We start from the raw sequence: 23,429 nt of genomic DNA on the forward strand, positions 1-23,429 counted from the left end.
CTATTCCCGGCCACGGCTGCCCGGCGCCGGCCAGGTGCGTATAATGCGGGCATTCGCCCGCCCGGCAGGGCAAGCCCCACACCATCGACAGGACCAAGGACGACATGACCGTACGTACTCGTATCGCGCCGTCACCCACCGGCGACCCCCATGTGGGCACCGCCTATATCGCCCTGTTCAACCTCTGCTTCGCCCGCCAGCATGGCGGCCAGTTCATCCTGCGCATCGAGGACACCGACCGGGTGCGCTCGACCGCCGAATCCGAGCAGATGATCCTCGACTCGCTGCGCTGGCTGGGGCTGGAGTGGGACGAGGGCCCCGACGTGGGTGGCCCCCATGGCCCGTACCGCCAGAGCGAGCGCGGCGACATCTACGGGGAGTACGCCCGCCAGCTGGTCGAGGCTGGCCATGCCTTCAGGTGCTACCGCACCAGCGAGGAGCTCGACGAGTTGCGCGAGGCGCGCAAGGCCGCCGGCATGCACCTGGCCCTCAAGCCTTCCGATCTCGCCCTGCCCGCTGAGGAGCAGGGGCGCCGCGAGAAGGAGGGCTGGCCCTACGTGGTACGCATGAAGGTGCCCGCCACTGGCAGCTGCGTGGTCGACGATATGCTGCGTGGCGTGATCGAGGTCGACTGGGCCCAGGTGGATGCCCAGATCCTGCTCAAGTCTGACGGCATGCCCACCTACCACCTGGCCAACGTGGTAGATGACCACCTGATGGGCATCACCCACGTGCTGCGCGGCGAGGAGTGGATCAACTCGGCGCCCAAGCACCAGCTGCTCTACGAGTACTTCGGCTGGGAGATGCCGCAGCTCTGCCACATGCCGCTGCTGCGCAATCCCGACAAGTCCAAGCTCTCCAAGCGCAAGAACCCGACTTCCATCAACTACTACCGGCGCATGGGCTTCCTGCCCCAGGCGGTGATCAACTATCTGGGCCGCATGGGTTGGTCGATGCCCGACGAGCGCGAGAAGTTCAGCCTCGACGAGATGATGAGCCACTTCGATATCCAGCGCGTGTCGCTGGGCGGGCCGGTGTTCGACCTGGAGAAGCTGACTTGGCTCAACGGCGTATACATCCGCGAGGAGCTCGACGACAAGGCCTTCCTCGCGGCGCTGATGGAGTGGGCCTTCAACGAGGAGTACGTCAGCCGGATCCTGCCCCAGGTGCGCCCGCGGGTTGAGACGCTCTCCCAGGTGGTGCCGTTGGCGGGTCACTTCTTTTCGGGCCTGCCGGCCATCGAGGAGGAGAGCTTCGACGAGGTCAAGCTCTCCCGCGAGGAACTGCTCAAACTGCTGCAGTTCCTGGTGTGGCGCTTCGAGGGCGTACCGGCCTGGCACAAGGCGGCGCTGCTGGAAGAGGTCAAGACGCTGGCCGGCCACTTCGAGCTGAAGATGAAGGCCTTCCTGGCCCCGGTGTTCATCGCCATCACCGGCTCCAGCTCGAGCACCTCGGTGATGGATGCCATGGCGATCCTCGGCTCCGACATGACCCGGGCACGCCTGCGCCACGCCATCGAGGTGCTGGGCGGCGTCTCGAAGAAGCAGGCGAAGCGCTTCGAGAAGGAATACAGAGAGCTGTAAGCCGTAAGCTGTAAGCTTTAAGAAAACCTCGGCAAGGACAGTAGCGACGTTGCCGAGGCCTGGCAGGAGCACCGACATAGGTGATGACCTTCTTCCAGCTTCAGGCTTATAGCTTAAAACTCTCGTGCGAAGCACGAGGGGGTTGACGAAGGCGGGGCTTATCAGTAACCTACGCCCCGTCTTCGAGAGATACGGGGCCTTAGCTCAGCTGGGAGAGCGCGACACTGGCAGTGTCGAGGTCAGCGGTTCGATCCCGCTAGGCTCCACCATTATCTCGCCATCGAGGATGCTGCGTCCCATTCGTCTAGTGGTCCAGGACACCGCCCTTTCACGGCGGTAACAGGGGTTCGAACCCCCTATGGGACGCCACCTTCTCCGCGTTACCCTTTCTCATGCTTTTTCCTGATCAGCAGGCCTGCGTGTTCGCCTGGCGTTTCGACGTGTCCGGATGGCCCGTCGCTGCGGCCTTGGCAATCAGGTCGATATCGGCTTGACATGCCCCTTGACTTGTCCACTTTTCCGTACCCCTCGGGTCGACCTGTGCACAGTCTCGCCGCGAACCCGCATGGTTACTGGCCTCCCGATTTAATTCTTTTATTTCAATAGTTTACAATAGATCAAAAATTGATCAATCTAAGCCGGCCCCGCCTCTCATGGCGATTCTGCGACCTTTTCGAGAGGTTTTTAACAGGCTTATCCACAGAATGTGTGGAAAACGGGCGGCGCCGGAGGAGAGGGCGATTCCGTAATAAAGTCAACCTGAATAAATGAAGGTTCTGGTGTTTCGGTACTAAGCCAAAGAGCGGCCGCCGTGGCCCGAAAACGCGGAAGGCCGCCCTCGGGCGGCCTTCCTGGTGGTGCGGGCGTGAGCGCTGCTGTCGGCGCTTAGCGGGTGGGGTAGTCGCGCTGAGCATGGCCGGTGTAGAGCTGACGCGGGCGGCCGATCTTGTACGGCTCACTGATCATCTCGTGCCAGTGGGAGATCCAGCCGATGGTGCGGGACACGGCGAAGATCACCGTGAACATGTTCTTGGGGATGCCCATGGCCTTGAGGATGATGCCGGAGTAGAAGTCGACATTCGGGTAGAGCTTGCGCTCGATGAAGTATTCGTCTTCCAGGGCGATCTGTTCCAGGCGCTTGGCGATCTTCAGCTGCGGGTCGTCGGCCAGGCCCAGCTCGGCCAGCACCTCGTCGCAGGTCTCCTTCATCACCTTGGCGCGCGGGTCGAAGTTGCGGTAGACGCGGTGGCCGAAGCCCATCAGCTTGAACGGGTCTTCCTTGTCCTTGGCCTTGTCAACGAAGCGCTGGATGTTCTCCTCGGAGTCGTCGCCGATCTCGTCGAGCATGTTCAGCACCGCCTCGTTGGCGCCGCCGTGTGCTGGGCCCCAGAGGGCCGCGATACCGGCGCTGATGCAGGCGAAGGGATTGGCGCCGGTGGAGCCTGCCAGGCGCACCGTGGAGGTGGAGGCGTTCTGCTCGTGGTCCGCATGCAACATGAAGATGCGGTCCATGGCCTTGGCGTAGACCGGGTTGATCTTGTACGGCTCACAAGGATTGCTGAACATCATGTAGAGGAAGTTCTCTGCATAGCTCAGGTCATTGCGCGGGTAGTTGAACGGCTGGCCGATGTTGTACTTGTAGGACATTGCGGCGATGGTCGGCATCTTGGCGATCAGGCGGATGGCGCTGATCTCGCGGTCCTCCTGCACGTTGATGTCGAGGTGGTCGTGGTAGAAGGCGGCCAGGCCACCGACCACGCCGCACAGGATCGACATCGGGTGGGCGTCGCGGCGGAAGCCCTTGAAGAAGTTGTTGATCTGGTCGTGGACCATGGTGTGGTTGGTGATGCGGGACTTGAAGTCGGCGTACTGAGTGTCGTCGGGCAGCTCGCCGAACATCAGCAGGTAGCACAGCTCGACGAAGTTGGATTCCTTGGCCAGCTGATCGATCGGGTAGCCGCGGTGCAGCAGCACCCCCTTGCCGCCATCGATAAAGGTGATCGCCGACTGGCAGGAGGAGGTTGCCATGAAGCCGGGGTCATAGGTGAAGAGGCCTTCGGCACTGAGGCCACGAACGTCGATGACGTCGGGGCCGAGGGTGCCAGAGTAGATCGGCAGATCGATCGGCGTTTCTAGACCGTCTACCGTCAATGTCGCTTTCCTGTCAGCCATGCTGGCCTCCTCTCGAGTTCATGGTGGGGCGATAAGTCGTTATTTCGCTGATGGTACCGGCGAAAAGGTTTGCCCACTATAGAAGCGTGCCAGCGATTGTCAATTCCACCATTGTGCGGTCAGTGTTGTACATTAGCCTGTTAAATGGATGGTTATTGTAGAGAAAATGGTGCTCTGCACCATGGCGGCGCGTCATGGCCCCGGTCAACGCCTCCAGGTGCCTGGGTAAACGCCGCCAGCGCCGAGAAATCGGCCTTCCACCATGGTCGAGTACGTTCTGTGTCCATTTGTCATGGCAGGGGGATGTCCCTATAATCTTAGCGCGCGACTGGCAGGAACCGGTGATCGTGTCCAACTCGGCCACGATCGTGTCCCTTCCCGAAACCACCGCCCGCTCGGGCCTTGTCCGACGACCGAACAGCGGGCCAAGAGAGTGTGTAGAGCCGTGAATAGCAAACGACCCGTAAATCTGGATCTGTCCACGATACAGTTTCCCCTTCCCGCCCTGACGTCGATCGCTCATCGCATCACCGGCGTCATCCTCTTCATCGGCCTGATCTTCGCCTTCTGGGCGCTCGACACGTCGCTCTCCTCGCCGGCCGGTTTCGCGGCCGTGAGTGACACCCTGGCCCACAACTTCCTGGCCAAGCTGATCGCCTGGGGGCTGCTGTCCGCTCTGGCCTTCCATTTCGTGGCCGGCATCAAGCACCTGCTGATGGACATGGATATCGGCGTGACCCTCGAGGGGGGCGTCAAGAAAGCGCAGATCACCGTGGTGGTGAGCGTGGTCCTGATCATTCTGGCTGGAGTCTGGGTATGGTAACCAACATCACGAATCTCGGGCGCAGCGGTCTCTCCGACTGGCTGCTCCAGCGCGTTTCTGCCGTCATCCTGGCGCTCTATACCCTCTTTATCGTCGGCTTCCTGCTGCTCAGCCCCGGCCTGGACTACGCGGCCTGGAGCGGTCTCTTCACCCAGACCTGGATGCGCATCTTCTCGCTGCTGGCCTTCATCTCGCTGGGTGCCCACGCCTGGGTCGGCCTGTGGACCGTGACCACTGACTATCTCAAGTCGACCGGCGTGCGTATCGCCGTCCAGCTCATCATCATCCTGGCCATCTTCGTGTTCCTGGTCTGGGGCATCACCGTTCTGTGGGGAGCCTGATTCATGTCCACCATGCGTAGCCTGTCTTTCGACGCCATCATCATCGGCGGGGGCGGCGCCGGCTTGCGCGCCGCCCTCGAGCTGGCCAAGTCCGGCAAGAAGACCGCGGTACTCTCCAAGGTCTTCCCGACCCGCTCGCACACCGTCTCAGCCCAGGGCGGCATCACCTGTGCCATCGCCTCCGCGGATCCCGACGACGACTGGCGCTGGCACATGTACGACACCGTCAAGGGCGGTGACTACATCGCCGACCAGGACGCCTCCGAGTACATGTGCTCCGAGGGCCCCAAGGCGGTGTTCGAGCTCGAGCACATGGGCCTGCCGTTCTCCCGCTTCGACAACGGCCGCATCTACCAGCGCCCGTTCGGTGGCCAGTCCAAGGACTTCGGCAAGGGCGGCCAGGCGGCGCGGACCTGTGCAGCCGCCGATCGTACCGGCCACGCCCTGCTGCACACGCTTTATCAGAACAACCTGAAGAACAACACCACCTTCCTCAACGAGTGGTACGCCGTCGACCTGGTCAAGAACGCCAACGGCGACGTGGTGGGCTGCATCGCCATGGACATCGAGAGCGGCGAAGTGGTGCACGTGAAGTCCAAGGCCACCGTCATGGCCACCGGCGGGGCGGGGCGCATCTTCGCCTCCACCACCAATGCCCTGATCAACACCGGTGACGGCATCGGCATGGCGCTGCGCGCTGGCTTCCCGATGCAGGACATGGAGATGTGGCAGTTCCATCCGACCGGCATCTACGGTGCGGGCACCCTGGTGACCGAGGGCTGCCGCGGCGAGGGTGGCTACCTGATCAACAAGGACGGCGAGCGCTTCATGGAGCGCTACGCCCCGAACGCCAAGGACCTGGCCGGTCGCGACGTGGTTGCGCGCTCCATGGTCATGGAGATCCTCGAGGGCCGTGGCTGCGGCGAGAAGGGCGACCACGTCTTCCTCAAGCTGGATCACCTGGGCGAGGACGTCCTCGGCAAGCGCCTGCCCGGCATCGTCGAGCTCTCCAAGACCTTTGCCCACGCGGACCCGGCCAAGGAGCCGATCCCGGTCGTCCCCACCTGCCACTACATGATGGGCGGGATCCCGACCAACGTGCACGGCCAGGCGATCATGCAGGACGCCGACGGCAACGATCAGATCGTGGGCGGCCTGTTCGCCTGCGGTGAGGCGGCCTGTGTGTCGGTCCACGGCGCCAACCGTCTGGGCGGCAACTCGCTGCTCGACCTGGTGGTGTTCGGCCGTGCGGCCGGCATGTTCATCGAGGGCGCCCTCAACGAGGGCATCGAGTACCTCGACGCCTCCGAGTCCGATGTCGAATCCGCCATGAAGCGCATCACGCGCTGGAACGCATCCGAGGGCGGCGAGACCGTCCCCGAGCTCAAGCGCGAGCTGCAGGACATCATGCAGACCTCCTTCGGCGTGTTCCGCGAGGAGAAGAACATGGTCGAGGGCGTCAAGCGCCTTGATGAGCTGCGCAGCCGCATCGCCAACGCCTACCTGCCGGACAAGTCCAACACCTTCAACACCGCGCGCGTCGAGGCGCTGGAGCTGGACAACCTGATGGAAGTGGCCGAGGCCACTGCCATCGCGGCCCTGGAGCGCAAGGAGAGCCGTGGCGCCCACTCCCGCTACGACTACCCGGACCGCGACGACGTCAACTGGCTGAAGCACTCGCTCTACTTCCCGGCCGACAAGCGACTGGGCAAGCGCGATGTGAACTTCGCACCCAAGACCGTCGACATGTTCGAGCCGAAAATCCGCACCTACTGAGTCCGCACCTACTGAAGGGGTAGTCACGATGTCCAAGCTTCAGGTATCCCTGTACCGCTACAACCCGGAAACCGACTCTGCACCCTACATGCAGGAGTTTCAGGTCGACACCCAGGGCCGCGACCTGATGGTGCTCGACGTCCTGCACCTGGCCAAGGAGCAGGACAATGGCCTGGCCTTTCGCCGCAGCTGCCGCGAGGGCGTATGCGGTTCCGACGGCATGAACATGAATGGCAAGAACGGCCTGGCCTGCATCACCCCGCTCTCCGAGGTGGTCAAGGGCAACAAGCTGACCCTGCGTCCGCTGCCGGGCCTGCCGGTCATCCGTGACCTGGTGGTCGACATGGGGCTGTTCTACCAGCAGTACGAGCGCATCCAGCCGTACCTGCAGAACGACCAGCCGGCGCCGGCCATCGAGCGCCTGCAGTCGCCGGAGGAGCGCGACAAGCTCGACGGCCTCTACGAGTGCATCCTGTGTGCCTGCTGCTCGACCGCCTGCCCGTCGTTCTGGTGGAACCCGGACAAGTTCGTCGGTCCGGCCGGCCTGTTGCAGGCCTATCGGTTCCTCGCCGATTCCCGTGACACCGCCACCCATGACCGCCTGGCAGAGCTCGAGGACCCGTTCTCCGTGTTCCGCTGCCGTGGGATCATGAACTGCGTCGCGGTCTGCCCCAAGGGGCTCAACCCGACGCGGGCGATCGGCAAGATCCGTGAGATGCTGCTGGCCGATGCCACTTAAATCGTGGCGTCCAGATTGTTATCATGTCCACCGCTCTCGGGCTGCGGCGAGAAGTCGCAGCCGAGCCCGGTGCGGAGCGTGATGCATGGAGCCGGTGCCCTGGGCACCGGCTCTTGACCATGGAATTCAGGATGCCCTCCCTCCGGTAGGGCACCACCGATGTCGATGCGGTCGAGTCGTGTCGGCGCCGATACCACCCCATCAGTGCAGGGTGACCAAGAGATGCAACAAGGCATAATGGAGTTGATGTGGCGCTCCTCCCACGTGAGTGGTGGCAATGCCCACTATGTGGAAGCGCTCTACGAACAGTACCTCGATGATCCCTCCGCCGTTCCCGACGAATGGCGCCAGTACTTCGACCAATTGCCGCGACCCGAGGGCGGGGCCAGCCACGATGTCCCGCTTGCTCCGATCCGCGAGCAGTTCTACCAGCTGGGCCGTCATCGGCGTACTACCCAGGCCGTTGCCGACAGTGGCGAGAACAAGAAGCAGGTCAAGGTTCTCCAGCTGATCAACGCCTATCGCTTCCGTGGGCACCAGAAAGCCGACATCGACCCGCTCGGCCTGCGCAGCCCCACTCCTGTTCCCGATCTCGACCTCTCCTTCCACCAGCTCTCGAAGGCCGACCTGGATACCGAGTTCCAGACCGGCTCCTTCTTCCTGGGCATGGACAAGGCGCCGCTCAAGGAGATCGTCAATGCCCTGGAGCTGACCTACTGCCGCTCCATCGGCTGCGAGATCATGCATATCGTCGACACCGAGGAGAAGCGTTGGCTGCAGCAGCGCTTCGAGTCGGTGCGCTCGGCACCCAAGTTCAGCCCGGACGTGCGCAAGCACATGCTGGAGCGGCTGACCGCCGCCGAGGGCCTGGAGAGCTACCTGGCCTCCAAGTTCCCGGGGACCAAGCGCTTCGGCCTCGAGGGCGGCGAAGCCTTCATCCCGATGATGGACGAGCTGATCCAGCGCGCCGGCGGCTACGGCACCAAGGAAGTGGTGATCGGCATGGCCCACCGCGGCCGCCTCAACCTGCTGGTCAACATTCTCGGCAAGAACCCTTCGGACCTGATCGACGAGTTCGACGGCAAGAAGGTCATCGAGCGCGGCTCGGGTGACGTCAAGTACCACCAGGGCTTCAGCTCCAACGTCATGACGCCGGGCGGCGAGGTGCACCTGGCGCTGTCGTTCAATCCGTCCCACCTGGAGATCGTTGCCCCGGTGGTCGAGGGCTCGGTGCGCGCCCGGCAGGACCGTCGCGACGACCCGGTCGGCAACAAGGTGCTGCCGATCAACGTCCATGGCGACGCGGCCTTCGCCGGCCAGGGCGTGGTCATGGAGACCTTCCAGATGTCCCAGACCCGTGCCTTCAAGACCGGCGGCACGGTGCACATCGTCATCAACAACCAGGTGGGCTTCACCACCTCGCATCCCCTGGACTCGCGCTCCACCGAGTACTGCACCGACATCGCCAAGATGGTCCAGGCGCCGATCTTCCACGTCAACGGCGATGACCCCGATGCCGTGCTGCATGCCACCCAGGTGGCGCTGGACTATCGCCAGCAGTTCCATCATGACGTGGTCATTGATCTGGTGTGCTATCGCCGCCGCGGCCACAACGAGGCCGACGAGCCCTCCGGCACCCAGCCGATGATGTACAGCAAGATCAAGGATCACCCGTCCTCGCGGGCCCGTTACATCGAGCGGCTGGTCAGCCAGGGGCTGCTCAGCGACGACGACGCCAAGGCGATGATGGAGAAGTACCGCGACGACCTGATGGCCGGCAACCACGTGGCCAACGCCCTGGTGCAGGAGCCCAACAAGTCGCTGTTCGTCGACTGGACGCCGTATCTCGGCCACGAATGGACCGGCCATGCCGATACCACCGTGGACATGAAGCGTCTGCAGCGTCTCGCCGGCAAGATGTGCGAGATCCCCGACGGGGTCGAGGTGCAGCGCCAGGTGGCCAAGATCTACGACGACCGGCGCAAGATGCAGGCCGGTGGCCTGGCGGTCAATTGGGGCTTTGCCGAGACCCTGGCCTACGCCACGCTGCTCGACGATGGCCACCCGGTGCGCCTCACCGGCCAGGACGTCGGTCGCGGCACCTTCTCCCACCGCCATGCGGTGGTGCATAACCAGAAGGACGGCAAGGCCTATGTGCCGCTGCAGTACATGGCCGACGGCCAGCCGCGCTTCACCATCCACGACTCCTTCCTCTCGGAAGAGGCGGTGCTGGCTTTCGAGTACGGATACGCGACGACCGCTCCCAATCACCTGGTGATCTGGGAAGCCCAGTTCGGCGACTTCTTCAACGGCGCCCAAGTGGTGGTCGACCAGTTCATCTCCTCCGGCGAGACCAAGTGGGAACGGCTGTGCGGTCTGACCATGCTGCTGCCCCACGGCTACGAGGGGCAGGGCCCGGAGCACTCCTCGGCGCGTCTCGAGCGCTTCCTGCAGATGTGTGCCGAGCACAACATGCAGGTCTGCGTGCCGACCACCCCGGCGCAGATCTATCACCTGCTGCGCCGCCAGGTGATCCGCCCGCTGCGCAAGCCGCTGGTGGTGATGACACCCAAGAGCCTGCTGCGCCACAAGTCGGCGACTTCGACCCTCGACGAGCTGGCCCATGGCAGCTTCCAGATGGTGCTCCCCGACCAGGGCAACCTCGAGGCCGGGAAGGTAGAGCGCATCATCCTCTGCGCCGGCAAGGTCTACTACGACCTGGCCAACTGGCGCGAGGAGAACGCCCGCGACGATGTGGCGATCCTGCGCATCGAGCAGCTCTACCCCTTCCCCAAGGAGGAGTTGCTGGAGGCCATCAAGGGCTACACCAATGTGACCGACGTGGTGTGGTGTCAGGAGGAGCCGCTCAACCAGGGCGCCTGGTATTCGAGCCAGCACCACATGCGGGCCGTGGCCGACATGCTGCGTGACGGCCTGGGCGGCAAGCTCAAGTTCGCCGGTCGCCCGGCATCCGCGGCACCCGCGGCGGGCTACATGTCCGTGCATACCGAACAGCAGCGCCAGCTGGTGGAAGACGCCTTCAACCTCTGAGGCGCCCACCGGGACGAGAGAGAACAGACAAGGGATACGACATGGCTACCGATATCAAGGCACCCACCTTTCCGGAATCCGTCGCCGAGGGCAGTGTGGCGGCCTGGCACAAGAAGCCCGGCGACAGCGTCGAGCGTGACGAGCTGATCGTCGAGATCGAGACCGACAAGGTAGTGCTCGAGGTCGTGGCCCCCGAGGCCGGCACCCTCAGCGAGGCGCTGGTGGAAGAGGGCGACACCGTGGAGTCCGAGCAGGTGCTGGGCAGGATCGGCGAGGGCAAGGCCGAGGGCGGAGACAAGCCTGAGGCCAAGAAGGCCGATGCCAAGGCCGAGAAGAAGGATGACGCCAAGGCCGAGAAGAAGGACGACGCCGAGGCCAAGCCGGCTCCCGGCGGCAAGACCCACGAGGTCAAGGCGCCGACCTTCCCCGAGTCGATCCAGGAAGGCACCGTGGCCAGCTGGAACAAGCAGGTCGGCGAGGCGGTCAAGCGCGACGAGGTGCTGGCCGAGATCGAGACCGACAAAGTCGTGCTCGAGGTCGTCGCCCCGGCCGACGGTGCGCTCACCGAGATCAAGGCCGAGGAGGGTAGCCAGGTCACCTCCGAGCAGGTGCTGGCGACCTTCAGCGAAGGCGCCGGCGGTGATGCCGCCCCGGAGACCGGTGAAGGCAAGGCTGCGGCCTCCGCCGACGACGGCGCGAGCGACGAGCAGGTGGGCGACAAGATCCTCGCCCCGGCGGCGCGCAAGCTGGTCGCCGAGCACGACCTCGACGTCAATGCCATCGAGGGCACCGGCAAGGGCGGCCGCATCCTCAAGGAAGACGTGCAGCGGGCGGTGAAGGCAGGCGCCGCGAAGAAAGGGGCCGCGAAGAAAGGGGCCAAGCCGGCCGGCGGTGGCCAGGCTGCGGCCGCCGCGGCCGCTCCGGCAGTGGAAGGCGAGCGCCCCGAGAAACGCGTGCCGATGAGCCGCCTGCGCCAGACCATCGCCAAGCGCCTGGTCCAGGCCCAGCAGACCGCCGCCATGCTGACCACCTACAACGAGGTGGACATGGGCGCGGTGATGGACCTGCGGGCCCAGTACAAGGACACCTTCCTCAAGTCCCACGACGTCAAGCTCGGTTTCATGGGCTTCTTCGTCAAGGCCGCCAGTGAGGCCCTCAAGCGCTTCCCGGACGTCAACGCCTCCATCGACGGCACCGACATCGTCTACCACGGCTACCAGGACATCGGCGTGGCGGTCTCCACCGAGCGTGGCCTCGTGGTTCCGGTGCTGCGCGACACCGACAGCATGAAGATCGCCGACGTCGAGAAGGGCATCGTCGACTTCGGCAAGCGGGCCCGTGACGGCAAGCTCGGCATCGACGAGATGCAGGGCGGTACCTTCACCATCACCAACGGCGGCATCTTCGGCTCGCTGATGTCCACGCCGATCATCAACCCGCCGCAGACCGCGATCCTGGGCATGCACAAGATCCAGGAGCGTCCCATGGCGGTAAACGGCAAGGTCGAGATCCGCCCGATGATGTACCTGGCCGTGTCCTACGATCACCGCATGATCGACGGCAAGGATGCGGTACAGTTCCTGGTCACCATCAAGGAGCTGCTCGAGGATCCGGCACGCCTGCTGCTGGACATCTGAGCCGCGGGACCCACTACGTTCTTCAGCGACAAGCAACGAAGGAGCCAACATGGCTGACAAGTTTGATGTGATCGTGATCGGTGCGGGCCCCGGCGGCTACGTCTCCGCCATCCGCGCCGCCCAGATGGGGCTGAAGGTCGCCTGTGTCGAGAAGTGGATCGGCAAGGAAGGCAAGGTCGTCCACGGCGGCACCTGCCTGAACGTGGGCTGCATCCCGTCCAAGGCGCTGCTCGAGACCTCCCACAAGTTCGTCGAGGCCAAGCACGACTTCGCCGACATGGGCATCGAGGCGGGTGACGTCAACATGGACGTCAAGAAGATGATGGCCCGCAAGGACAAGATCGTGAAGAACCTGACCGGCGGCATCTCCGGTCTGTTCAAGGCCAACGGCGTCACGGCCATCGAGGGCACCGGCAAGGTGGTCTCCTCCAAGCAGGTCGAGGTGACCGACCAGGACGGCAAGGCCACCACCTATGACGCCGACAACATCGTCGTCGCGGCCGGCTCCGTGCCGGTGGAGATTCCGCCGACCCCGCTGAAGGAAGGCCTGGTGGTCGATTCCACCGGCGCCCTGGAGTTCCAGGAGACGCCCAAGCGCCTGGGTGTGATCGGCGCCGGCATCATCGGCCTGGAGCTCGGCAGCGTGTGGAACCGCCTGGGCAGCGAGGTCACAGTGCTCGAGGCCATGGATGACTTCCTGCCGATGGTCGATGGGGCCATCGCCAAGGAGACCCAGAAGCTGCTCAAGAAACAGGGCCTGGACATCAAGCTGGGCGCGCGGGTCACCGGCTCCGAGGTCAAGGGCGAGGAGGTGGTCGTCAAGTACGCCGACGCCCAAGGCGAGCAGGAGATGACTTTCGACAAGCTGATCGTCTGTGTCGGCCGCAAGCCCTATACCAAGGGCGTGATCGCCGACGGCGTGGGCATCGAGACCGACGAGCGCGGCTTCCTCCACGTCGATGACCAGTGCCGCACCAGCGTGCCGAGCGTCTACGCCATCGGCGACTGCGTGCGCGGCCCGATGCTGGCCCACAAGGCCTCCGAGGAAGGCATCATGGTTGCCGACATCATCGCCGGGCACAAGGCCGAGATGAACTACGATGCCATCCCCAACGTCATCTACACCTTCCCGGAAGTGGCCTGGGTGGGCCTCACCGAGCAGGAGGCCAAGGCCAAGGGCATCGAGGTCAAGACGGGCGCCTTCCCGTTCGCCGCCAGCGGCCGGGCGATGGCCAACAACGCCACCGAGGGGCAGGCCAAGATCATCGCCGATGCCGAAACCGACCGCGTGCTGGGCATGCATATCGTCGGCCAGCACGCCGGCGAGATGATCGCCCAGGGCGTGATCGCCCTGGAGTTCGGCTCCAGCGCCGAGGACCTGGCGTTGACCTGCTATGCCCACCCGACCATGTCGGAGGCGGTGCACGAGGCCGCCCTGGCGGTGGAGGGCCATGCCATCCACATGGCCAACCGCAAGAAGAAGAAGTAAGGACAACAAGCGCCACCGGCAGGTGGCGCATCGCTTCCGGCCAAGTATCGGAGGCGAACGGTGGTGACACGGCGACCGCTGCCCAGAGGCCGCGAGCCGCGTCATCGTTCGAGTCACATGCAACCAATGGCATGAATCGATGAACCTTCACGAGTATCAGAGCAAGCGGCTGTTTGCTGACTATGGCCTGCCGGTCTCCAAAGGCTTCGCCGTCGACACCCCCGAGGAGGCTGCGGAGGCCTGCAAGAAGATCGGTGGCGATAAGTGGGTGGTCAAGGCCCAGGTCCACGCCGGTGGCCGCGGCAAGGCCGGTGGCGTCAAGCTGATCAAGAGCCCGGAGGAGGCCCAGGCCTTTGCCGAGTCCTGGCTGGGCAAGAACCTGGTGACCTTCCAGACCGACGAGCATGGTCAGCCGGTCGCCAAGATCCTGGTCGAGACCTGCACCGACATCGCCAACGAGCTCTACCTGGGCGCGGTGGTCGATCGTGGCACCCGTCGCGTGGTCTTCATGGCTTCCACCGAAGGCGGCGTGGAGATCGAGAAGGTCGCGGAAGAGACGCCCGAGAAGATTCTCAAGGCCGAGATCGACCCGCTGGTCGGCGCGCAGCCGTACCAGGCGCGTGAACTGGCCTTCGCCCTGGGCCTCACCGGCAACCAGGTCAAGCAGTTCACCAAGATCTTCCTGGGCCTGTCCAAGCTGTTCCACGACAAGGACCTGGCACTGCTCGAGATCAACCCGCTGGTGGTCACCGACGAGGGTAACCTCCACTGCCTCGACGCCAAGATCGGCCTGGATGGCAACGCCCTCTATCGCCACCCGGACCTGCAGGCGATGCGCGATCCGTCTCAGGAAGACGAGCGCGAAGCCGAAGCGGCCGCCTGGGAACTGAACTACGTGGCCCTGGAAGGCAACATCGGCTGCATGGTCAACGGCGCCGGCCTGGCCATGGGCACCATGGACATCATCAAGCTCAACGGCGGCCAGCCGGCCAACTTCCTCGACGTGGGCGGCGGTGCCACCAAGGAGCGCGTGGCCGAGGCCTTCAAGCTTATCCTCTCCGACGATTCCGTGAAGGCCGTGCTGGTCAACATCTTCGGCGGCATCGTGCGTTGCGACATGATCGCCGAGGGCATCATCGGTGCCGTCGAGCAGGTCGGTGTCAACGTGCCGGTGGTGGTGCGTCTGGAAGGTAACAACGCCGAGCTGGGTGCCGAGAAACTGGCTTCCAGCGGTCTGAACATCATCGCTGCTACCAGCCTGACCGATGCGGCTCAGCAGGTCGTCAAGGCAGCGGAGGGCAAGTAATGAGCATCCTGATCGACAAGAACACCAAGGTCATCTGCCAGGGCTTCACCGGCGGACAGGGGACCTTCCATTCCGAGCAGGCGATCGCCTACGGCACCCAGATGGTCGGCGGCGTGACCCCGGGCAAGGGTGGCCAGGAGCACCTGGGCCTGCCGGTGTTCAACACCGTCAAGGAAGCCGTGGCTGCCACCGGTGCCGAGGCCAGCGTGATCTACGTGCCGGCCCCGTTCTGCAAGGACTCCATCCTCGAGGCCGCCAATGCCGGCATCAAGCTGATCGTCTGCATCACCGAGGGCATCCCGACCCTGGATATGCTCGGCGTCAAGGTGAAGTGCGACGAGCTGGGCGTGCGGCTGATCGGCCCCAACTGCCCCGGCGTGATCACCCCGGGCGAGTGCAAGATCGGCATCATGCCGGGGCACATCCACCAGCCGGGCAAGGTCGGCATCGTGTCGCGTTCCGGCACCCTGACCTATGAAGCCGTCAAGCAGACCACCGATCACGGCTTCGGCCAGTCCACCTGCGTGGGCATCGGCGGCGACCCGATCCCGGGCTCCAACTTCATCGACATCCTCGAGCAGTTCGAGAAGGATCCGGCAACCGAGGCGATCGTGATGATCGGCGAGATCGGCGGCACCGCCGAGGAAGAGGCCGCGGCCTACATCAAGGCCAACGTCTCCAAGCCGGTGGTCTCCTACATCGCCGGCGTCACCGCGCCTCCCGGCAAGCGCATGGGCCACGCCGGCGCCATCATCGCCGGTGGCAAGGGCACCGCGGACGAGAAGTTCGCCGCCCTGGAAGCCGCAGGCGTGAAGACCGTGCGCTCGCTGGCCGAGATCGGCGACGCGCTGAAGGGAGCGACCGGCTGGTAAGCCGTTCACCGGCAGCAGGCGGCAATGCGAGAGGGCACCTTCGGGTGCCCTTTCGCGTATGTGGCTGGCCAACAGCTCGGCTCAGCCGACCATCAACAACTGAGACGACCCTCATGCTCGTCCGGACGAGGTGCGTCGCGTCAGCCGATAGGCCCAGAACAGAAACGCCGGGGCCCCTGCAGCCAGATAAAGGTGGTAGGAGACCAGGCGCCAGACCAGTACCGCGGCGGCGGCCTGTTCGCGCGCCATCAGCGGCAGCAGCAGCCCGCCGACCCCTAGCTCGGCGGCCCCGGCGCCACCGGGCAGAAAGCTGAACTGGCTCGCGGCCATGGCCAGCATCTGGGTCAGGAAGGTCCATAACCAGTCGGCATGCCCTCCGGCGCCCAGCACCGCCAGGTAGAGCAGGCTGTAACGCAGCAGCCAATGTGCCGTGGTGAGCACCAGTATCGCCAGCAGCGTCGTGACGGGGAGTCGCAATGTGGCCCGCAGTGCCTGCCGACATGTCAGTAGGCGGCGGACCAGCCAGCGGCGCCGAGAGCTGCTCAGCCAGCGTGCACCCGGTGCTGCGGTATAGCGTAGTAGTCCTGGCAAGTAGCCCATCGCCAGCGCCACGCCCACGGCCACCAGGGCCAATGCGGCCAGGGCTATCTGGATCAGTGTTTGATGGGGCCACTGGGTGTCGCCCAGCAGGGAGTAGGCCACCAGCCCCGACAGCATGCCGAGGAAGAACAGCAGGTCGCAGCCTTGGTCGAGCAGGAAGACGGCGGCCCCCTTGGAGGCCGGTAGGCCGCGCTGGGCCAGCAGGACCAGCAGGGTGGCCGGGCCTCCGCTGCCCCCGGGCGTGGCACACAGGGCGAACTTGGACGCCAGTTCGATGCCCAGCGCACCACGCTGCCCAAGCCGGCCGGCTCGGCCAGCCAGCATCAAGCGCAGCCGGGCGGCGTTGAGGTTCCAGCAGGCGAATGCCATCAGCAGCATCAGGGCGAGTACGCCCAGCGGGAAGCGCTCGACTGCTTCCAGGGTGCCGGGCCCACCCAGCCCGGAGGTAACCAGGAGCGGCGCCATCAGTGCCAATACGATCAGCAGGCCATGCAGTGGCCGCCAGCGCGGCAAGGAGCGGCGAGAATCAGCCGTTTCGGTGGAGGGCATGGCGCTCGCTGCCGTGATGCAGTTGCCGATAGTGTCCCAGCAGGTCATCGATGACCCGCTCCCAGTCGAAGTGGCGCTCGACGTGTCGGCGGGCATGCCGGCCCATGGCGACAGGGTCATTGAGGAAGAGTTCGTGCACGGCGCGGGCCATGTCGTCGGGATCACGTGGGCGGCAGAGGACCCCGGCACCCAGCGGCACATACTCCTTCAGGGCGCCAGCCCTCGCGGCTACCACCGGTAGCCCGCAGGCCATGGCCTCCTGGGCCACCAGGCCGAAGGTCTCGCGGGTGCCGGCATGCAGCATGGCATCGGCGCTGGCCAGGGCGGTGGCGACTTCGCTGGGTGGGCAGTAGCGGGACACGACGCTGACGTTGTCGGGGACGCGACTGGGCATCCCCGGCCCCATCAGCAGCAGGTGGTAATCGGCACCCAGCCGTTGCATCACGTCGAGCAGCACCTCGATGTGCTTCTCCGGCGAGCGACGACCGGCGAAGACCAGCAGCCGCTGGTGGTCGCCCAGCCCGAGCTTCAGGCGCAGGCCCGGGTCACGGTGCCGCGGGTGGAAGGCCTCGAGGTCGACGCCCAGCGGCTGCACTCGCACCTGTTCCACGCCCCAGTCGGCCAGTCGCTCGGCCATGGCGGTGCAGGGCGCCAGCACGCTGTCGAAGTGGCCATAGAGGTCGCCCACGTAGCGCTGCAGGCGCTGGCGGACACCGGCCCCGAAACGATCGCCCATCAGCCTCGGCAGGTCGGAGTGGAAGAAGCCTACCGTGGGCACCCCCAGGGCCTGGCCGGCGTCCACGGCGGCCCAGGCGGTGACATAGGGGTCGCCGGCCTCGATCAGGTCGGGGGCCATCGTCATCAGGGCATCGCGCCAGGGGCGGCGGCGCAGCGGGAAGCGGTAGCCCTGGCCAAGGGGAATCTGCGGGGCGGGGAGGGTATGCACCCCGCCGAGCGAGCCGCGCTCGGCGCCCGGCACCAGCAGGCTGGTGCGCAGGCCCGGCCGGGCGGCCAGCACGCGATGCTTGGCCTCGAGGTAGGTGCGCACCCCGCCGCTGGCAGGCGCGTGGAACATGGTGACGTCGACGATATGCAAGGAGCCCTCCTGGCGTGGATATGCCCTGCCAGCCTAGGGGGGCCATGCGACAGTTGTGCGACAGCCGCAACGCGAGACGGCGACCCGAGGGTCGCCGTCCAGTGCTGCCTGTCGTTGCCGAGCGGTCAGTCCGCGGGGCGACCCACCAGCGAGCGGGTCTCCTCGCGGGCCTCGGTCAGCATCACGCGGATGACGTCGCCGAGCTTGAAGCGCTCTTCGTCCTCGATCTGGATACGCCCCTCCTTGTCGTCGATCGCCACCTTGTTGCGATCGCTATGCATCAGCGGGGCCGGGATGAAGGCGGTGGCCCCGTTGGCGGTCAGGCGTACTCGCATGCCGCCGCGGTTGACGGCGATGACTTCGGCCTCGAAGGTCTGCTGGGCCTCGGCGGCGGGGGTCAGGTAGCGCACGTAGAGCCAGTCCTTGACGTCGCGCTCGGCCATGCGGTTCAGCCGGCGACGCTCGGTGAGCTGCTCGGTGAGCTGCTGGCTGGCTTCGGCCGGGGCCTGCTCGCCCTTGAGGACCCGCTTGATCAGGCGATGGTTGACCATGTCGCCGTACTTGCGGATCGGCGAGGTCCAGGTGGCATAGGCGGCCAGCCCCAGGCCGAAGTGCGGGCCGGGCTGAGCGGACATGCTGGTGAAGCCCTGGAAGCGGCGCAGGCGGGCATCCAGCCAGGCGTCGTCGCGGCCCTCGAGCTCGCGCTTGAGCTCGGTGTAGCGGGGCAGCTCGGTGAGCTGCTCGCGCTCCACCTGGATGTCCTGGCTGGCCAGAAACTCCTGGGCGGCCTCGGCCTTCTCCGGCTCGAAGGCGCGGTGGACGTTGAAGATGCCGTGGCCGACATGCTCGGCGAGCAGGTGCGCGCAGCAGGCGTTGGCGGCGATCATCGACTCCTCGATCATGCGGTTGGCGATGCGCCGATGCTCGGTGCGAATGTCCAGCACGTTGCCGGCCTCGTCCAGGTCGAAGACGAAGTCGGGGCGGTCCTTGAACACCAGGGCGTGGGCCGCCCGCCAGGCACTGCGCGCCTCGGTCATGGCCGCCAGGGCCTTGAGCTGTTCGCCGATCGCATCAACCGGCGCCCAGTCGCCCTGGCCCTCGAGCCAGTCGGAGATCCAGTCATAGGCGAGCTTGGCATGGGAGCGCGCGGTGGCGGCGAAGAAACGATAGTCGCCGAGGCTGCCGTCGGCGCCGATCTCCAGGGTGCAGGCCAGCACCGGGCGATCCTTGTCCTCCCACAGCGAGCAGAGGTCATCGGCCAGCTGCTCGGGCAGCATGGTGACGTTCTGGCCCGGCAGGTAGACGGTGAAGGCCCGGATGCGAGCCTCCAGGTCGGCGGCATGCCCTTCCTCCACGTAGGCGGTGGGGTCGGCGATGGCCACCGTCAGCGACCAGCCGCCATCCTCGCGGGAGCGGATGCGCAGGGCATCATCCATGTCGCGGGTCTTCTCGCCGTCGATGGTGAAGAAGGGCTCGGCGGTCAGGTCCTCGCGCGCCAGGCCCTCGTCGCGCAGCGGCCAGTCGTCGCCGGCGTCCGGGCACTCCTGCTCCAGGGCATGGCGGGCCAGGGTCACGCGCCACGGCACGGCCGGGTCGTCGGTCTTGGCCACCAGTTCGTCGATCTGGGTGAAGAAGGCGCGGTCGTCGGGTTTGAGGGGGTGGCGCACCAGGCGGGCCACCACCCAATCGCCGTCGGCGATGCTGTCTTCATCGAGGCTGCGCTTGATGCGGGCCTTGAGGGCGGTCTTCATCGAGGGGTGATCGGGAATCACCGCCAGGCGCCCGTCGCGCTTCTGCACCCGGGCGATGAAGCGTTGCATGCCGGTCTCGATCAGGGTGTCGGGCTCGACCGAGGTCTTGTCACCCTCCTCGTGGAGGATGGCCTCGACGCGGTCACCATGCAGCACCAGCTTCATGGCGGGGGGCGGCACGAAGTAGGAGTTGCCGTCGTCGGTCTCGAGGAAACCGAAGCCCCTGTCGGAGGCCTTGATCACGCCCTCGACGCGAGGGGTGTTGGAGCGGATCTTTTGCTTGAGCTGGGCAAGAGCCGAGTTGTTCTGCAGCATGGTCACGATCGGTTGGCGAGTAGGGGGATTACTATACGGATTCGCGACCCCAGCGCCAAACGGCGTACCGGGGCACCAAACGGAATCAGTCGCTTGCGATGGCGCCCCGGCCAGATGCGCGGTGGTGGCGTCCGCCGCACGCACCCCGGGGCAGGTACGGTCGGCACCGGGCAGAGAAGACAGGCGGGGGCGCCTTCGGTAGCCTTGAAGACTTCACGACATGCGGAAGGCTCCATGACCCCACGACTGATCGTCTCCGACCTCGACGGCACCCTGCTCGGGGCCGACCATGACCTGCACCCGACGACCGTCGACACCCTGCGAGCCCTGGCCGGGCAGGGCCACCACCTGGCGTTTGCCTCGGGCCGCCACTTCCGGGACATGCAGCGCTTCCGCGAGCGCCTGGGCGTGCCGGTGCATGTGATCAGCACCAACGGCGCCTATCTCCACGACAGCGAGGATCGCCTGGTCAGTGCCCGCCACCTGCAGGCCTCGCTGGCCCGGGCGCTGATCGCCTTGCCGCGCCCCCCCGAGGTGCGCCTCAACCTCTACCACGAGCACGAGTGGCTGATCGATGCCGAGGCGCCTGGCTTGCTGGCGCTGCATGCCCATACCGGCTTCGGCTACCGGGTCGCCGACCCCGCTGAGCTCGATGGCGAGGGGGTCGGCAAGGTGCTGTATATCGGCGACCCGGGCGAGGTCAGGCGGCTTGCGGCGACGATCCGCGCCCGCCATGGCGAGCGGCTGCACCTGACCTGGTCGATGGCCACCTCGCTGGAGATCATGGCCGAGGGCGTGAACAAAGGCACCGCCCTCGCCGCGCTGCTCGAGCGCCTGGGACTCGGCTCCGAGGCGTGCCTGGCCTTCGGCGACAACCTCAACGATACCGAGATGCTCGCCCTGGCCGGCGAGGCCCATATCATGGCCAACGCCCATCCCGAGCTGGCTGGCCGGGTTCCCGGGGCCGAGTGCATCGGCCATCACGATGACCAGGCCGTGGCCGCGCGGCTGCTCGAGCGCTTCGGGGGCCGGGGATGACCACGACGCCCGTGACCCTGATCGTGGTCGACGACGACCCCGAGATCCGCGAGCTGCTGGCCGATTACCTGGGGCGCCACGGCTATCGCGCGCTGACCGCCGAGGACGCCCCGGCGCTGCGCGCGCTGCTGGTTGACGAGACGCCGGACCTGCTGGTGGTGGACCTGATGCTGCCCGGTGACGACGGCTTCACCCTCTGTCGGGAGCTGCGTCGCGACAGCGACGTGCCGATCATCATGCTGACCGCCAGCGCCGACGAGACGGACCGCATCCTGGGCCTCGAACTGGGTGCCGACGACTACCTGGGCAAGCCCTTCAACCCTCGCGAGCTGCTGGCGAGGATCAAGGCGGTACTGCGTCGCGCCCGGGCCGGCCAGGGGCCGCCCGACCCGGCCGAGGCCCGCGTGGTGGCGTTCGGCGACTGGCGGCTGGATCGCCTGACCCGCGCGCTGATCGATACCCACGGCCAGCAGATCCCGCTCTCCGGTGCGGACTTCCAACTGTTGCAGGTGTTCCTCGCGCATCCCGAACGGGTGCTGTCGCGGGAGGACCTCTACGTGCTGACCCGCGGGCGTCCGTCGCCTCCCCTGGACCGTTCCATCGATGTGCATGTGTGTCGCCTGCGCCAGCGCCTCGGCGAGGATGCCCAGCACTCCCAGCTGATCCGCACGGTGCGCGGCGCGGGCTATGTGCTCACCGCCCGGGTCGAGGCCCTGCCGTGACCACGCAGAGCCGCTGGCGGCGGCTGCGCCGGCGGCTCTCCCGTGGCCTGCCGGGTACGCTGCGGGGACGCTTCGTGCTGATCATGGTAGTGGGGGTGCTGGCCGCCCAGCTGGCCAGCTATGCGATCTGGACCTCGCAGGTGCGCTCCAGCCGGATGGCCCAGCTCGATGAGCTGTCGAGCAATGTCGCCTACAGCGTGGCCTCCACCATGCAGTTCTTCCGCTCGTTGCCGAGGGAGTACCGCCATATCGTGCTCGACCAGCTGCGCAACATGGGCGGCACCCGTTTCTTCGTCAGCGTCAACGAGCACCGCATCGGCGTGGCGGACATCGGCGAGGGGCCGGAGAAGGCAATCGTGGTCGACAACTTCCAGCGCATCCTCACCAATGAGCTCAACATCGACGAGGTGCTGGTGGAGTTCTCGCGGCCCGAGACCCTGCGTGTCTTCAACAACGAGGTGCTGTTGACTGACCTGCCCCCGCGCTGGGGGCAGCACAGCCTGCTGATGGAGCCTCTATCGCCGCCGATCCTGGTCGTGCAGCTTCAGCTCGAACCCGGGACCTGGCTCTATGTGGCCACCCTGCTGCCCATCGCCGAGCTGTTCGAGCCGCGCGCCTGGCTGTCGGGGGAGCGCCTGCTGGCCGGGCTGATGGTGCTGCTGACGGTGCTGGGGCTCTCGCTGCTGGGGATTCGCAGCATGACGCGGCCGTTGTCGCGGCTCTCGCGGGCCGCCCGCCAGCTGGGCGATGATCTCGATGCCTCGCCGCTGCGCGAGACCGGGCCGCGTGAGGTGGTGGCGACGGCCGTGGCCTTCAACCGCATGCAGGGGCGCATCCGTGAGCAGGTCGAGGAGCGCGAGCGGCTGTTCTCGGCCATCTCCCACGACCTCAAGACGCCGATCACCCGGCTGCGCCTGCGCGCCGAAATGCTCGATGACCCGCTGCAGCGTGAGCGGTTCTGTGCCTCCCTCGACGAGCTGGATGCCCTGGTGCGGGGCGCGTTGGCCTCGGTGAAGGGGCTGGACCTGCATGAAAGGATCGTCGAGGTCGCCCCCGCCGCCCTGCTGGAGGGCCTGGCGGCCGAGCTGCGCCTGCATGGTGGCGAGGTGGTCATCGAAGGCAGCGCGGCGCCCATCGCCGCCAAGCCGCTGGCCCTCAAGCGCTGCCTGGCCAACCTGCTGGAGAATGCGCTGTTCTACGGGCGACGCGCCGAGGTGCGGCTCGAGGATGCCCCGGACCGGCTGATCATCACCATCCACGACCGGGGCCCCGGCATCGCCGAGGCCCAGCGCGAACGGGTCTTCTCTCCCTTCGTGCGGCTCGAGCCTTCGCGCAGCCGGCATACCGGCGGCAGCGGCCTGGGGCTGGGGATCGCGCGACACATCGTGCGGGCCCATGGCGGGGAGATCGGGCTTGCCAACCACCCCGAGGGGGGGCTGGTCGTCACCCTGACCTTGCCCCGCCAGGCCAATGTTACCGACCTGCAATAATGTCCCAACACTTTGCAGGACTCGGTAACGCCCCTTCGCCGGCCGACTGGCGTAGCGTGTCAGCATCCCGGTGATCCGG

General features: G+C 66.0%; 17 protein-coding genes and 2 tRNA genes. 15 read left to right on the plus strand and 4 right to left on the minus strand.

What is annotated here, in order from left to right; translation table 11 throughout:
- Window positions 1-104 precede the first annotated feature (104 nt).
- The 3 genes from gltX to OP498_RS08470 all read left to right on the plus strand — a co-directional run bounded on the left by gltX (window position 105) and on the right by OP498_RS08470 (window position 1,952).
- Window positions 105-1,583 carry a glutamate--tRNA ligase gene (gene gltX, locus OP498_RS08460; RefSeq protein WP_280553235.1) on the plus strand — a complete coding sequence of 493 codons (1,479 nt, stop codon included), beginning with the start codon at window positions 105-107 and terminating at the stop codon, window positions 1,581-1,583.
- 193 nt (window positions 1,584-1,776) lie between these two features.
- Window positions 1,777-1,852 (plus strand) — tRNA-Ala (locus tag OP498_RS08465).
- Window positions 1,853-1,876: 24 nt separating this feature from the next.
- Window positions 1,877-1,952, plus strand: a tRNA-Glu gene (locus tag OP498_RS08470).
- Window positions 1,953-2,468: 516 nt separating this feature from the next.
- Here OP498_RS08470 and gltA read toward each other — a convergent pair.
- A complete protein-coding gene (gene gltA / locus OP498_RS08475; RefSeq protein WP_280547550.1) occupies window positions 2,469-3,755 on the minus strand; it encodes a citrate synthase in 1,287 nt (428 codons plus the stop codon).
- Window positions 3,756-4,200: 445 nt separating this feature from the next.
- On the opposite strand from gltA, the gene sdhC reads away from it, so the two are divergent.
- The 9 genes from sdhC (at window position 4,201) to sucD (ending at window position 15,789) form a co-directional block, all read left to right on the plus strand.
- Complete coding sequence (sdhC, locus tag OP498_RS08480) at window positions 4,201-4,578, plus strand: succinate dehydrogenase, cytochrome b556 subunit (protein WP_280553236.1); 378 nt, start codon at window positions 4,201-4,203, stop codon at window positions 4,576-4,578.
- Window positions 4,572-4,919: a succinate dehydrogenase, hydrophobic membrane anchor protein gene (gene sdhD / locus OP498_RS08485; RefSeq protein WP_280547553.1), complete on the plus strand. Its 348-nt coding sequence runs from the start codon at window positions 4,572-4,574 to the stop codon at window positions 4,917-4,919. The genes sdhC and sdhD overlap by 7 nt, the downstream gene beginning before the upstream one ends.
- Window positions 4,920-4,922: 3 nt before the next feature.
- Entirely contained in the window at window positions 4,923-6,695 is a 1,773-nt protein-coding gene (gene sdhA / locus OP498_RS08490; protein WP_280553237.1) for a succinate dehydrogenase flavoprotein subunit, read from the plus strand.
- Between the two features lie 28 nt (window positions 6,696-6,723).
- A complete protein-coding gene (locus tag OP498_RS08495; RefSeq protein ID WP_280553238.1) occupies window positions 6,724-7,434 on the plus strand; it encodes a succinate dehydrogenase iron-sulfur subunit in 711 nt (236 codons plus the stop codon).
- A 222-nt stretch (window positions 7,435-7,656) separates the two neighbouring features.
- The gene (locus OP498_RS08500; RefSeq protein ID WP_280553239.1) at window positions 7,657-10,485 is read left to right on the plus strand and encodes a 2-oxoglutarate dehydrogenase E1 component; all 2,829 of its coding nucleotides are present in this window, start codon (window positions 7,657-7,659) and stop codon (window positions 10,483-10,485) included.
- Between the two features lie 41 nt (window positions 10,486-10,526).
- Window positions 10,527-12,122: a 2-oxoglutarate dehydrogenase complex dihydrolipoyllysine-residue succinyltransferase gene (odhB, locus tag OP498_RS08505; protein WP_280553240.1), complete on the plus strand. Its 1,596-nt coding sequence runs from the start codon at window positions 10,527-10,529 to the stop codon at window positions 12,120-12,122.
- 49 nt (window positions 12,123-12,171) lie between these two features.
- On the plus strand, window positions 12,172-13,611 hold the full coding sequence (gene lpdA / locus OP498_RS08510) for a dihydrolipoyl dehydrogenase (protein WP_280553241.1): 1,440 nt from the start codon (window positions 12,172-12,174) through the stop codon (window positions 13,609-13,611).
- A gap of 139 nt (window positions 13,612-13,750) precedes the next feature.
- On the plus strand, window positions 13,751-14,917 hold the full coding sequence (gene sucC, locus OP498_RS08515) for an ADP-forming succinate--CoA ligase subunit beta (protein ID WP_280553242.1): 1,167 nt from the start codon (window positions 13,751-13,753) through the stop codon (window positions 14,915-14,917).
- Complete coding sequence (sucD, locus tag OP498_RS08520; protein WP_280547562.1) at window positions 14,917-15,789, plus strand: succinate--CoA ligase subunit alpha; 873 nt, start codon at window positions 14,917-14,919, stop codon at window positions 15,787-15,789. The genes sucC and sucD overlap by 1 nt, the downstream gene beginning before the upstream one ends.
- Before the next feature lie 111 nt (window positions 15,790-15,900).
- On the opposite strand, the gene OP498_RS08525 is transcribed toward sucD, so the two are convergent.
- The 3 genes from OP498_RS08525 to OP498_RS08535 all read right to left on the minus strand — a co-directional run bounded on the left by OP498_RS08525 (window position 15,901) and on the right by OP498_RS08535 (window position 20,100).
- The gene (locus OP498_RS08525; protein ID WP_280553243.1) at window positions 15,901-16,938 is read right to left on the minus strand and encodes a lysylphosphatidylglycerol synthase transmembrane domain-containing protein; all 1,038 of its coding nucleotides are present in this window, start codon (window positions 16,936-16,938) and stop codon (window positions 15,901-15,903) included.
- Window positions 16,916-18,034, minus strand: coding sequence for a glycosyltransferase family 1 protein (locus tag OP498_RS08530; protein ID WP_280547565.1), 1,119 nt, complete (start codon window positions 18,032-18,034; stop codon window positions 16,916-16,918). Before OP498_RS08530 ends, OP498_RS08525 begins: the two co-directional genes overlap by 23 nt.
- A 125-nt stretch (window positions 18,035-18,159) precedes the next feature.
- Window positions 18,160-20,100, minus strand: a complete 1,941-nt coding sequence (locus OP498_RS08535) for an exoribonuclease II (protein ID WP_280553244.1) — start codon at window positions 20,098-20,100, stop codon at window positions 18,160-18,162.
- A 234-nt stretch (window positions 20,101-20,334) separates the two neighbouring features.
- Here OP498_RS08535 and OP498_RS08540 point away from each other — a divergent pair, with 234 nt between their 5' ends.
- From OP498_RS08540 to OP498_RS08550, 3 genes are all read left to right on the plus strand, one after another.
- A complete protein-coding gene (locus tag OP498_RS08540) occupies window positions 20,335-21,138 on the plus strand; it encodes a Cof-type HAD-IIB family hydrolase (protein WP_280553245.1) in 804 nt (267 codons plus the stop codon).
- Window positions 21,135-21,860, plus strand: coding sequence for a response regulator (locus OP498_RS08545; protein WP_280553246.1), 726 nt, complete (start codon window positions 21,135-21,137; stop codon window positions 21,858-21,860). Before OP498_RS08540 ends, OP498_RS08545 begins: the two co-directional genes overlap by 4 nt.
- Before the next feature lie 83 nt (window positions 21,861-21,943).
- On the plus strand, window positions 21,944-23,350 hold the full coding sequence (locus OP498_RS08550; RefSeq protein ID WP_280553278.1) for an ATP-binding protein: 1,407 nt from the start codon (window positions 21,944-21,946) through the stop codon (window positions 23,348-23,350).
- The last annotated feature ends 79 nt before the right edge of the window (window positions 23,351-23,429 follow it).

Source organism: Halomonas sp. 25-S5, from assembly GCF_029889845.1.
GTDB lineage: Bacteria > Pseudomonadota > Gammaproteobacteria > Pseudomonadales > Halomonadaceae > Halomonas.